Consider the following 13,417-nt stretch of genomic DNA (forward strand, 5'->3'; position numbering starts at 1 on the left):
TATCATGGGTTTAGAGGATATAAAATGGCGCATATATTTGCTGTATTTTTAGCAATTAGTACCCTGGGTTCTGGTATTATCTGGTGTATTAATAGAATAAAAGCTGTTCAATATAGATATAGAAAGAATACAGAAGGGCAACGTAAGGCCATGGAGATTACTACAGAAAAAGGGAGAGGGGGATTAAAAGAAGCCATTGCATCGATATTTCCGGTTCTTCTTTTAGTTTTTATCATGCGCTCATTCATATTTGAACCATTTTATATTCCATCTGGATCTATGATACCAACTTTGTTGATAGGCGATTTTATTCTGGTAGAAAAGTATGCTTATGGTTTACGAGATCCGATAACTAATACTGTTTTGATTAAAACTAGTCACCCAAAGCGTGGTGATATCGTAGTATTTCAGTATCCGAAAAACCCAAGACAAGATTATATTAAACGTATAATTGGTTTGCCAGGTGACCGAGTAGATTATAATCCTATTCAAAAGACATTATCTATTATATCGTCTTGTGTTAACAAGAAAGACTGTGATGGTTTGATCAAAGTCACTTATTCTAATGACAGAGAGAATGATAGGATTGTAAGTAAATTTAGCACTAATGTACTAGATCATACCTTTGATCAGTTATTATCGAATGATTTATATTTAGAGGGGTTACATATAACAATTCGTAATGAAACTATTGATAATATGTCGCATCGCATTTTATTATCACATTGGGAAAAAAGTGATCTTAGATCAATTCCTCAGAAGAGAGAGGAAATTCCGTTAAGCTGGTTTGTACCTGAAAAGATGTACTTTGTTATGGGTGATAATCGTGATAATAGCTCTGATAGTCGTATTTGGGGTTTTGTTTCTGAAGATCATTTAATTGGTAAAGCAATTGTTATTTGGATGAGCATAGATAAGCAGATAGGTCAATGGCCTACTGGATTAGCTTTTAGACGCATTGGTATGATTCAGTAATATTGTCATTTGTCGAGTAACAAATATAGGTGATGACTGCATTACTATATAGTAGAGCTTTTTTATAATAAGAAGAGAGGAGTGATACTAGAATTTTTTTTAGATTTATGAGATTATAGCATAATATTAATAGAAGTTGGTAAAGCATGAATCTAAAAAAAATCAATCATCTACAAAGAAAGATAGGATATACTTTTACTAGCCTTCAACTATTAGAAGAAGCCTTGACTCATCGTAGTAGTAGTGGTCGTAATAACGAACGATTAGAGTTCCTTGGTGACTCAATATTAAGTTATGTTATAACTTTTGCTCTATATCATAGATTTGAATCTGTAAATGAAGGTAATCTGAGTCGAATGCGCTCTTCTTTGGTTTGTGGTGATACTTTATTTTCTATAGCAATGGATTTGGATTTAGGATCGTATTTACGTCTTGGTCCTGGCGAACTAAAAAGCGGTGGATTTCGGCGTCAATCTATTTTATCTAATGCTGTTGAAGCGTTGATTGGGGGAGTTTTTCTAGATAGTGATATTAATAGAGTAGAACAAATGATTCTTAGATGGTATGATTGTCGCTTAAATAGCATTAGTTCTGAATCTAAACAAAAAGATCCAAAGACCCGCTTGCAAGAGTTCCTACAAGCTCACCATCTACCTTTGCCGAATTATGTAGTGGTAGAAGTGAACGGTCAAGATCATAATCAGCAATTTATTATTCACTGCCAGGTGAATGGCATATTGGATTTGGTTGTTGGGGTCGGGTCAAGTCGACGGAAAGCTGAGCAAGCAACAGCAGAAAAGGCTTTACGTTATTTAGGTATGAAATGTTAAATTTTATTACTTATGCAGGATTTATTGCTATTGTAGGTCGCCCAAATGTAGGTAAATCAACGTTGTTGAATCGGCTTGTCCATAATAAAGTGTCTATTACATCATCTAAGCCCAATACTACTCGTTATCGTATTTGTGGTATACATACTGAGGGATTATATCAGTCTATTTATATTGATACACCGGGATTGTATTGTAAAGAGAATCAAATTGTTGATTGCGCTATAAATCGTACTGTCATCAGAGCTCTAGATGGTGTATCTTTGGTTATTTTTGTAATAGAAGGAACGCGTTGGACTGCTGCTGATCAAATGGTCATGAGTAGGTTAAAAGAACAAGAATCTGTATTATTAGTAATCAATAAAGTGGATAGGATTTCTGATAAACACACTTTATTACCATACTTACATTATCTGGTCCAGAAGCGAAATTTTGTAGAGATAGTGCCTATTTCTGCTACAAAATCTAGTAATATTAATATTGTCTCTAGTATAGTGCAAAAATATCTTCCACAATCAGAGCATTATTTCCCAGACAAATCTATTACGAATAGTTCTCAAATATTTATGTGTTCCGAAATTATTCGTGAAAAACTTATACGTTTTCTTGGTTTTGAGTTACCTTCGATCATTACAGTTAAGATTAACAAGTTTTCTGTAGAGAAGAATGGCCATCTGAATATTTCTGGTATGTTATTAGTTCGCCATAAAAGTCAAAAAAATATAGTAGTTGGAAAGGGAGGAAGTAAGATTAAAACTATTGGAATGACCGCACGCAAAGATATGGAGTCATTCTTTAAAGTAACTGTTTATTTGGATTTATGGGTTCAAGTAAAACCGTGTTAAATAGACAGTGATTTGTCGATATTTCACCTTAGTCAGATTTCGATCGTTAAAGAGTGGTAGCAGTAAAAGGTTGATGGTAATCATATTAAGTGTATTATTTTATTTATTTTAATAAATCTGACATGATATATTTTATGATAAAAATAAGTTTAATATAATTTTATTTATTATTAAATCTGTTGCGTATGCAATGTAGTAGAATTTTTTATCAAAAAATATAGTTATCATATAATGATGATCAAATAATATTTATTTATATATAAATACTATGAAAGTATTTTAAGTTTTATATTGATGTTCTTTTTTATTGAGAAAGGAAAATTTTCTGAATATTAAAGATTCTATCATTTTTTCATATTTTAACATTTAATATCATTGATGTATCTAGTTAATATACTTTGAACATATCATTTACTGCGATATCCATAAATTAGTTAGCTGACAATACTGTCTGATAGTGACATCTTCTGCTCGTAATGTCGGTGAAATATTTATTGATAATAAGGCTTCATCAGAGAAAAACTTGCATAGGCTATTTCTTAATGTTTTGCGACGCTGACCAAAAGCCGCAGTGGTAATACGGTATAGCGCCTGTGTACTGAATGTTGAGTGATATCTTTTTTCTCTAGGGAGAAAACGCACCATGGTAGATTCTACTTTTGGAGAGGGAATAAAAGCTATTGATGGAATTGTGATAATGGGAGTTATATGACAGTAATATTGTGCCATAACTGACAGTCGACCATAGTTTTTATTTCCTGGTTTGGCTATAAGGCGATTCGCCACCTCTTTTTGTAGCATAAGGTGCATATCTTGAAGCACGCTGATTTGCGTAAAGAGTGAGAAGAGTAATGGTGTAGAGATGTTATAGGGTAAATTACCAAATACGCGAAGTAATTGTCCTTGTTTTTTTGAAAAATCTTTGAAATCAAAAGTGAGAATATCTTGTTGAAACACAATTAATTTTGGTCCAAGAGTGGGATGATTTTTTAGATACAATGCTAGATCCCTATCGATTTCAACTACTACTAAGTTCGTGACTTTTTTTCCCACCTTATGAGTAAGCGCACCAAGACCAGGTCCGATCTCAAGTAATAACTCATCATATTGTGGGTTAATTGCATGTATAATTTCGTTGATATAATATTGATTTTTGAGAAAGTTTTGTCCAAATCGCTTACGTATACAGTGACCTTGATAAACTTGATATTTCATTATATTTTCTTTACATGAATGACCTGGAGAGGTATTTGCAATTTTATATTTCAGTTTTTAATTCTATCTCCAGGTAGATCATTTTAATTATTCAGTGGATTGATATTATATTTAATAGAAAGTATTTTAGAAAGCATTTGATTGGTTAGTCATGTTGTTCTTGTACCGTATTAGAGGGAAAATTCTCTACTTTTTTTATAGGTAAAATGATTTAATTAATTTTAATTTCATTTAGGAAGTAGCTTGGTTATATATTTTTATCGAGATTTTTTCATTATTGGGGTGAATATGTTTCTGGGCAAGAAACATTACACGAAGTAAGTAGCATATTTTATTGATATGTAAATTTTACCAGAGGTCAATGGAGTTAAAGATTGATTCTTTTGGAAATTCATTAGTTATTTAGTTACTATTGAATTAGTTATTATTTTTTAATTAGTTTTTTTATTAATATCAGAATTTACGAATTTATTTAATTAGAAATATTATCCATGTTTCTTAGGTTTACAAGAATTTTGATTCTATTATATCTGTTAGTTAATATGTTTTATGTGAAATAGTGAGTATATTTTCCAGGTACATTGAATTTTACTTGATCAAAGATAATTATAGATGAATGATATTTAAAACATATAAAATATGTACAGAATCAATATATATTTCATTTGTAAAATATGAAATTATTTTAAATATTCAAGGAATATGTGAATTTTAAATCTAATTAAAATTATTACGTATCTAAATAAATAAGATTATTAGATTTTTATATTTATAACGGTAACCTTATAGTTTATGATAATCGAATGAATGTAATCCTTATATCTAAGGTGTTTTTTATTTTTTAAATATATCATATAATTGAATTATGGTTTTTATTGTATATTTAGTGTATTTATATATAGCTGCATAGATCTCACAATCTTATATTTATATAAGAATTATATTGACATATTAGAGTAGATTATAAATCTAATCATGCTACTACGTCAGCATAAAATTCTAATATTGTAATAAAAAATGTATTAAGATTGTTCTGTTGTTTTATGTGAGAAGACCTGCTTCTAGAAGACATTTGATTTTATATATATGAAATAATATAATCGAGATATTAATTTCATAAAGTATACTTTGATCTGTATTTCTTTTTATATTTTTAATATAGATTTAAGATACTATCTAATATAGATGATTTATATTTTTTTATACTGACGAGACTCAGTGGCACGCCCTACAGGATTCGAACCTGTGACCTACGGCTTAGAAGGCCGGTGCTCTATCCAGCTGAGCTAAGGGCGCATAATTACCTTAAGATTGTAAACGATTAAATTTTATTTAGTCAAGTATTTACTCTGACAATATCTAGATTAATATATCTTGATGTTTAATTTTCATCTATTATACTAATTTTATCTATCTAGTAGTTTTTATTTTTTTGGAAGATAGTAGAAAACTTTTTTACATTAATTAATTGGAGAGTCGTAAGTATTGAAGTGTGATGAATAGCGTTTATTTTAATTTTTTATCTTAGGTTATTGATAAGCTATCAATATTTTTATTTATAGTTAGTTTAGAATAACTAGGTTTTAAATACTTATATACATTTATTGAATATTATTCATGAAATACATAAGTGATAAACTAGAAGAATAGGGAAGTTTAGACGATAGAATAGATCATGTAATTAATTTACATAATATTTTTATTATAAAAAATAATAGGTATTTTATTTTTTATGCATATTTTTAGTATTTAATAATGTTTATTATTTATAATTAGTAAAATTTGTTTAATCAAGTAATAAAATTAAATATTGAAAATTATATATAATGTATCTAGGTTTTTATTATGCAAGGAATACAAGTGATTTATAGCGTGTCCTGTAATATATATTTCGGATTTATTTCAGTATGTTGTATTTAGATATTGATTATTTGTGAAATCATAAAGATCTTAAAGAAGGGGTGAGAGATATAAGAAAATAAAACGATAGCATGTGTAGAATAATAACTTAGTGATTTAAAAGAAGATGTCGATGGTATAATGTTATTATTTAGTGGTTTAGTCATGCTTTTTTAGAAAAGAATCAGTTTTAGATATTAGGTACGGATTTTGTATACAATGATCAAATTAAGTATGCTGCTTCTTGAAAGACCAAATAGGATATATTGCTTAGAACAAGGTATGATGCAGATTAATATATTTATATTCTTTAATTTCGAAAGTTATATTGGATTGGTTAACGTTTATAGGTCTGTTTTGAATAGACAAAATAAAAAATTGATATTTTTCTTTTAAGAATCATAAAAAATTAAAGAATAATAATGAGTTAGTGATTTCAACAACTTAATTTAATAGCTTTATGAGCGTTCAAAACATGATCTATCTATAATGTTTTCTTCTACATCTACAGAAGAAGAAACAAATGATTACAAGATAGGTTATATTTAAGATTGTGAACTGTAAAGAAATATTTTTTATTATATCTATTTTTGATTTATGTGTAGTTGGTAATAATATGCTTGTATTATATTAAGTGAGATTGTTAGTGTTGGTTGAGAGATTTACATACTATCTGTCTATCTGTACAGTACTCTAGAAAAAAATTAACGGTTCTAGAATGACATTAATTATACTAGTACTTCAAGTCAGAATGGTATATAAGATTTATATAGTTATTAATAGTAATAAAATATTAAGTGTAATATGAATGACTATGATAGTTATTAAATATCATGTGATTAGATTACTTTATTAGATTGTTGATAATAATATATAAGAACAAGTTTGTAGTACAAATATAGATTAGATTGGAATAAAGTGAATAAATAATTCTATAACTAAAAATTATGAAGAAGATCAGTGAATATAATAAGATTTATTTAGAAATATGAAGAAAATTTATTCTGTATTCAAAGAATTATTAGATGATATGTGATGAATTTTATTTTTTATAGATGCGCTATATTATATATTAATTGTCTAATAACAAAAGTTAGACATCACAATAAGTATTTATAAAATAAAAAGTCTATAACTAAATTATAGTTATATTTCTGTAGATTTCCAGTGCAAATTGATATTAGTTAATATAGTGATAATAATGGTTATAGAAATATATTACATGATATCAAGTTGTAAGTAGTGTCTCGGAGGTGTGACTAAGTAATTGTTCATAGTTATAAAATCTGTAATGTTATAAACTAACTGAAAAAGGTTTTGATTTTTAGTATTTTCTTTTACTTAGGGTTTTTTAAAACTTAAATAATACAAAGGAATTGTTTTTTGATGTTTGCAAAAATTATTGATGGTAAAATGATTGCAAAACAAGTGCGCCAAGAGGTTGCAGAGCGTGTTCATCGACGGATTCAGTCTGGCAAGCGGGCACCTTCTCTTGCTGTCGTTTTAGTAGGTTCCGATCCTATTTCTAAGATTTATATTACGAGAAAATTCCATGCTTGTTCAGAAGTTGGTGTTCTCTCACATTCATATTTTTTGCCTATTAGTACTAGTGAAAGAAAATTATTAAATTTAATTGAAAAGCTAAATTATGATGAAGATGTAGATGGAATTTTAGTGCAATTACCATTACCCCCTTCTATTAATGCACTGCATGTTATACAGGCAATATCTCCTCTAAAGGATGTAGATGGTTTCCATCCTTATAACGTAGGGCGTTTATGTACGCGCTCACCAGCGATATTGAGGCCCTGTACACCATTAGGTATTATCACCTTATTAGATTATTATAATATTGACATATGTAGTTTGCATGCTGTAGTTGTTGGCGCTTCTAATATTGTTGGACGACCAATGAGTATGGAGCTTTTGCTTGCTGGCTGCACCACTACTGTTACACATCGATTTACGACAAACTTATCTCGCTATGTAAAAGATGCTGATCTTCTTATTGTAGCAGTAGGAAAACCTTATTTTATTTCTGGTGAATGGATTAAATCAGGGGCTATTGTTATTGATGTTGGTATTAATCGTTTAAAGAATGGTAATATAGTTGGTGATGTTGATTTTGACCAGGCTTCGAAGGTAGCAGAATGGATTACTCCAGTTCCGGGAGGGGTTGGTCCCATGACGGTTGCTATTTTAATGCAAAACACATTAAAGATTTGTGAAGAAAATGACAAGAGTGTGTGATACAAATACATCTATTTTGATATAGTCACTAATATTTATTAATTTTTTTTATGACAGATTACAGACAAGTATTTTTTCTGATATTATTTATTGCGTCGTATTTATCTAATGAGCTTAATTTAATTAAATAAAATTTTTTAACTATATTGTTTTAAAAATATTGTATGTTGCAATATACGCGCTATGTGTTTTTATTAAATTTATTGTATATTCAATTTTTATATTTTGGATAGAAAAGGGGCTTTTATATTATTTTACTTTTTGATAATGCCATTAATTGCATTTCATCTTCATACTGAAGAACGTCTTTTATTAAACTATAAGTAAATAGCTTTATGTACCATCACTACAATAAGTCAGTCCTCTAAGCATGAGGAAGTGATATAAATATTTATTTAATTCTCGCTGATATATTTTCGTAGGTAGTAACTTATATGCTGTAAGATGTTCTTATTTTAGATAATGAAGTATATTAACTAGGTTTATTTTTTTAAAGGATAGGCATTTTAGGTCCAGAGGAAAGATTGTGTCTTTAGAGTAAGACTAGATTGTATCTAAAAAAACATAAGATCACTTTAATGGAGTAAATAGATTAAGAAAGAATAAAATTATAATTTTTTAAAATATTTAAAATAGATAATACACATCTTCTTAAGATAAGAAGATGTATCTGTATTTAATTGAATTAATGATGTTATATTTTAATTTTTTACTGGTCTGAGTTTCTATATTAGAAAACTTCATACTATTTATTAAAGTGAATAATTAATTTGTAATTATATACAATCATAATTGTATATTATACATATTTTGTATCACTTATTATAAACATAATGCGAATGATTGTAGAAAAGACTGGAGTGCATTAGATCAAGGTTCTATAACAATATCTATAACAGTCAGTTATATTAGTATGATATGTTTTACTATTTCATATATTTTTAATCATTAGTAGTTATTTTTTAAGTTGGATTTATTAATAAATTATAGAAAAGGATTCTAGTTATTTTTTTAAAAACCAAGACCACAATTATGAAGAAATGGTATGAGAGATTATTTTTCATGCCATGTATGGTACATGATGGTTTTAATAAATGAAATCATGATATAATAACATAAAAATCTAGTATAGTTTTACTGGTACTCGTTGGGATAGTGAGCACATAATCTCGTATCCTACGGTCCTTGCTATTACTGCAAGGTCATCTATTTTTATATTTTCTCCCCACAGTTCCACTGTGCTGCCAAGACCAGTGTTAGGGTGGTTAGTTAAATCAACAGCAAGCATGTCCATTGCTACCGATCCGATGGTTTGTGTCATCTCGTTATTGACCTTAATCGGTGTTCCAGATGGAGCATGACGTGGATATCCATCAGCATATCCACATGCAACTATGCCGATGCGTTGTTTGTATGGTGCACAGTAGTTACGGTTATAACCTACGCTAGCTCCTTGTGGAATCTCTTGTATGGCAATTACTTTGCTTGTCAGGGTCATAACTGGTTTTAAGCCACTACGAGAAACATGCTTCCAATCGCCACTTGGTGAGGCACCATATAGCATAATTCCAGGGCGAATCCAGTCGAAATGTGTCTTTGGATGCCATAGCGTAGCGGCAGAGTTAGCTAGTGAATGCGGGCATTTTAATCCGATAGCTGCTTGTGTGATTCTCTTCATTGGCTCGGTAACTCCCTGTGGGTTTTCTGCTTCAGGGAAATGTGACATAAGGGTTACTTCGCCAATATTTTTGCATGACCGTAGTTGATGCCAGATCTTCTTTATTTCATTTGGTTGAAAACCAAGGCGATTCATACCGCAGTTGATTTTAAGATAAACATTCACTGGAGATAATAGTTTAGCTTTTTTTAGTGCTTGAATTTGCCAATGACTATGTATAGCGGTTGTTAAGGAATAGTGATGGATAATTTTTATATCATCTGAGTTAAAGAAACCTTCTAATAGTAGGATTGGTTTATCCCAGCCGTGGTCACGAAGAAAAATTGCTTTATCTAGGTTAAGCAAGGCAAAACCATCTGCTTTGATTAGACTTTTCCAAACATTTTTAATACCGTGTCCATAGGCATTAGCTTTCACTACTGCCCAAATATGTGAAGAAGGAGCCAGATTACGAGCTATAGATAGATTGTGTTTTAATGCATTTTGATTGATTGTAGCTATAATAGGACGAGGCATAGGTCTTCCTGTTGTAGTAAATTAAATAGTGAAATCTCTGAGATTAAGTATGATTTTAAGAGTTTATATTATGTTAAATACTTTATTTATTGGTATGTAGATATAAGGAAATCAATTATTTAAAGATTATTAACGATCAGACGTGAAGCATGAAATCTGATAATAAAACTTATTTTGTTCAACAGTGAATTTATTAATACTATTCCTAGATGTGGAAAGTTAACTGTTTAAAATCATTGTACCAGAATGGCTATTAAATAGATCGAATGGTATTTATTATTCTACTTCTTAAGTGATTTTTGAGTGGATTGTTAACTATAGAATTTTTCTATATGAGCATAGTATTTAAACTAATGGATATTCTTTCAGTTATTAACATATAAGATTATTTTTTTGATAAACTTAAGATCTCTGTTGTATTTTGCGTTAATATTTTCTCTATTAAAGAGTTAAAGAAAGAGTTTCTTATTTCTAACATCTCACAGATGTTAGAAATAAGAAGAATCGGATAAGAATTTTAATTTTTCTTTCTTTAAAATGCACGAATTATAATGAATTTTTCATTTCAGTTTTTGTATTTTTTTGGAATTTCTCAATGGGGCTCGCCGTGTCACTTATACTTTGGAAGCAGTGTCTTACCTGTCTGCAGGATGAGTTGCCTGCCACCGAGTTCAGCATGTGGATACGACCCTTGCAAGCTGAGCTAAATGATAATACATTAGCTTTATATGCACCAAATCGTTTTGTACTCGATTGGGTTAGAGATAAGTATCTATCTAATATAAATGCTCTTCTTAATAATTTTTGTGGTGTAAATGTTCCTTTTTTACGATTTGAGGTAGGAAGAAAATCTATCTCTCGTGCTATAAGACAATCTAGTATTTCTAATAGTGAGACGATAACGAGCACAACGGGTAATCTTTTCATACCAAGTTGTACGCGTTGGGATGGTAGCACTGTGTTATCTCATGTTGTTAATCGTTCTAATTTAAATGTTAAGAATAATTTTGATAACTTTGTTGAGGGTAAATCTAATCAATTAGCGTGTGCGGCAGCTCATCAGGTTGCTGCCAATCCTGGTAGATTATACAATCCTCTGTTTGTTTATGGTGGAACAGGTCTGGGTAAAACACATCTCTTGCATGCGGTTGGGAACAGTATTCTTGCTACTAAGTCTAATTCCAAAGTAGTATATATGCACTCTGAGCGTTTTGTTCAGGATATGGTTAAGGCTCTACAAAATAATGAAATTGAAGCTTTTAAGTGTTATTACCGTTCAGTAAAGGCTCTATTAATTGATGATATTCAATTTTTTGCCAATAAAGAGCGATCTCAAGAAGAGTTTTTTCATACGTTCAATTCACTTCTTGAAGGTAACCAACAGGTAATTTTAACTTCTGATCGTTATCCAAAAGAAATTAACGGAGTGGAAGATCGTTTAAAATCCCGTTTTGGGTGGGGTTTAACGGTGGCTATTGATCCACCGGAGCTTGACATGCGTATAGCAATTTTAATGAAGAAAGCTAATGAAAATAATATTTGTTTGCCAGGAGAAGTTGCATATTTTATTGCTAAAAAATTACGGTCTAATGTGCGAGAACTAGAAGGAGCGCTGAATCGTGTAATGGCTAACTCTATATTTACACGACGCGCAATAACTATCGATTTTGTGCGTGAAGCTCTGCGTGATTTGCTAGCCCTACAAGATAAGTTAGTTACTATTGATACTATTCAAAAGACGGTAGCTCGATATTATCAAATTCAAGTGACTGATTTATTGTCAAAACGTCGGTCGCGCTCGGTGGCTCGACCTCGTCAGATGGCAATGGCTATGGCTAAAGAGCTAACAAATCACAGTTTACCAGAAATCGGTGATGCCTTTGGAGGTCGTGATCACACAACTGTTCTTCATGCTTGTCGCAAAATAGAACAATTAAATGAAGAGAGTTTAGATATTCAAGAAGATTTTTCAAATCTGATTAAAACCTTGTCCTCTTGATTTAGAAAATAGTTATCTTAATTATGAAATTTATTATTGAACGCGAGTTTCTACTCAAACCTTTACAACAAGTAATTAGTCCATTAGCAGGGCGACCTGCGTTACCTATTCTTAGTAATTTATTATTAGAGGTTAGAGAAGGTAGCTTAATTCTTACTGGTACTGATTTAGAAATGGAAATGGTGGTGCATCTTCCATTGAAAAAGGAGTATCATATAGGAGCGATTACTATTCCGGGTCGTAAGTTTTTTGATATTTGTCGAAACCTTCCAGAGAACGTTGAAATTACAGTTATGTTGGAAGATACAAGAATCTTGGTACAATCTGGGCGTAGTCGTTTTTCTCTTTTGACTCTTCCATCCAGTGCTTTTCCAAATTTAGAAGATTGGAAGAGTGAAGTGGAATTCTCAGTACAACAAGTAGTTATAAAACGCTTGATTGATGCAACACAGTTTTCTATGGCACATCAAGACGTTCGTTATTATTTAAACGGTATGTTATTTGAAACTTCAGGTGAAATTTTACGTACAGTCTCTACTGATGGACATCGATTGGCAATATGTTCCATGTCAGTAGAGAAGATATTACCTAATTACTCAGTAATTGTGCCGCGTAAAGGTGTTATAGAACTAGCTCGTCTTTTAGATGGTCGAAAAGGTCTTCTACATGTACAAATTGGTAGAAATAATATTCGTGTACATTCCGGTAATTTTATTTTTACTTCTAAGTTAGTTGATGGTCGGTTTCCAGATTACAGGCGTGTATTGCCAAATAATCCTGATAAAATTTTACATGCGGATTGTAATTTACTTAAACAATCTTTGTCTAGAGTAGCTATTTTGTCTAATGAGAAAGTTCGTGCAGTTCGGCTATATATTAGTTTAAATAACATAAAGATTACAGCTAACAACCCTGAGCAGGAAGAAGCAGAAGAGATATTAGATGCTCTATATAGTGGCAGTGATTTTGAAATAGGTTTAAATGTGAATTATGTTTTAGATGCTTTAAATGCTTTAAAATGTCAGAACGTGCGTATCCTTCTAACTAATTCTATTTCTAGCATTCAAATTGAAGATATGACTAGTCCAACTGCTAGCTATGTTATTATGCCCATGCGATTATAATATATTTATTGTGCTATTGTATAAATAGTATTTAAGGCAGAAGGGGCGAAATGGTGATTTCACCGCAAGATCAAAATGTGAGAAAA

At 30.5% G+C, this 13,417-nt stretch carries 8 protein-coding genes and 1 tRNA gene; 6 read left to right on the top strand and 3 right to left on the bottom strand.

Annotated features, from left to right (window positions below):
• The first annotated feature begins 24 nt into the window (after positions 1-24).
• The 3 genes from lepB to era all read left to right on the top strand — a co-directional run bounded on the left by lepB (position 25) and on the right by era (position 2,650).
• A complete protein-coding gene (lepB, locus tag HACICURV3402_RS00365; protein WP_157992402.1) occupies positions 25-975 on the top strand; it encodes a signal peptidase I in 951 nt (316 codons plus the stop codon).
• 146 nt (positions 976-1,121) lie between these two features.
• A complete protein-coding gene (gene rnc, locus HACICURV3402_RS00370; RefSeq protein ID WP_157992403.1) occupies positions 1,122-1,805 on the top strand; it encodes a ribonuclease III in 684 nt (227 codons plus the stop codon).
• A complete protein-coding gene (gene era, locus HACICURV3402_RS00375; protein WP_157992404.1) occupies positions 1,799-2,650 on the top strand; it encodes a GTPase Era in 852 nt (283 codons plus the stop codon). The genes rnc and era overlap by 7 nt, the downstream gene beginning before the upstream one ends.
• A 411-nt stretch (positions 2,651-3,061) precedes the next feature.
• Here era and rsmA read toward each other — a convergent pair whose 3' ends face one another.
• Both rsmA and HACICURV3402_RS00385 read right to left on the bottom strand, forming a co-directional pair.
• Positions 3,062-3,865, bottom strand: coding sequence for a 16S rRNA (adenine(1518)-N(6)/adenine(1519)-N(6))-dimethyltransferase RsmA (gene rsmA / locus HACICURV3402_RS00380; protein ID WP_157992405.1), 804 nt, complete (start codon positions 3,863-3,865; stop codon positions 3,062-3,064).
• A 1,219-nt stretch (positions 3,866-5,084) separates the two neighbouring features.
• A tRNA-Arg gene (locus tag HACICURV3402_RS00385) sits at positions 5,085-5,161 on the bottom strand.
• Positions 5,162-7,150: 1,989 nt separating this feature from the next.
• On the opposite strand from HACICURV3402_RS00385, the gene folD reads away from it, so the two are divergent.
• Entirely contained in the window at positions 7,151-8,014 is an 864-nt protein-coding gene (folD, locus tag HACICURV3402_RS00390) for a bifunctional methylenetetrahydrofolate dehydrogenase/methenyltetrahydrofolate cyclohydrolase FolD (protein ID WP_157992406.1), read from the top strand.
• Positions 8,015-9,137: 1,123 nt separating this feature from the next.
• Here the strand turns inward: folD and alr are convergent.
• Positions 9,138-10,208 (bottom strand): alanine racemase, encoded by a 1,071-nt coding sequence (gene alr, locus HACICURV3402_RS00395; protein WP_157992407.1) that lies wholly within the window; start codon positions 10,206-10,208, stop codon positions 9,138-9,140.
• 607 nt (positions 10,209-10,815) lie between these two features.
• Here alr and dnaA point away from each other — a divergent pair.
• Positions 10,816-12,207, top strand: coding sequence for a chromosomal replication initiator protein DnaA (gene dnaA / locus HACICURV3402_RS00400; protein WP_157992881.1), 1,392 nt, complete (start codon positions 10,816-10,818; stop codon positions 12,205-12,207).
• Positions 12,208-12,230: 23 nt separating this feature from the next.
• Positions 12,231-13,331: a DNA polymerase III subunit beta gene (dnaN, locus tag HACICURV3402_RS00405; RefSeq protein ID WP_157992408.1), complete on the top strand. Its 1,101-nt coding sequence runs from the start codon at positions 12,231-12,233 to the stop codon at positions 13,329-13,331.
• Positions 13,332-13,417: the final 86 nt, after the last annotated feature.

Source organism: Candidatus Erwinia haradaeae (assembly GCF_900698925.1).
Classification (GTDB): domain Bacteria; phylum Pseudomonadota; class Gammaproteobacteria; order Enterobacterales; family Enterobacteriaceae; genus Erwinia_E; species Erwinia_E haradaeae_I.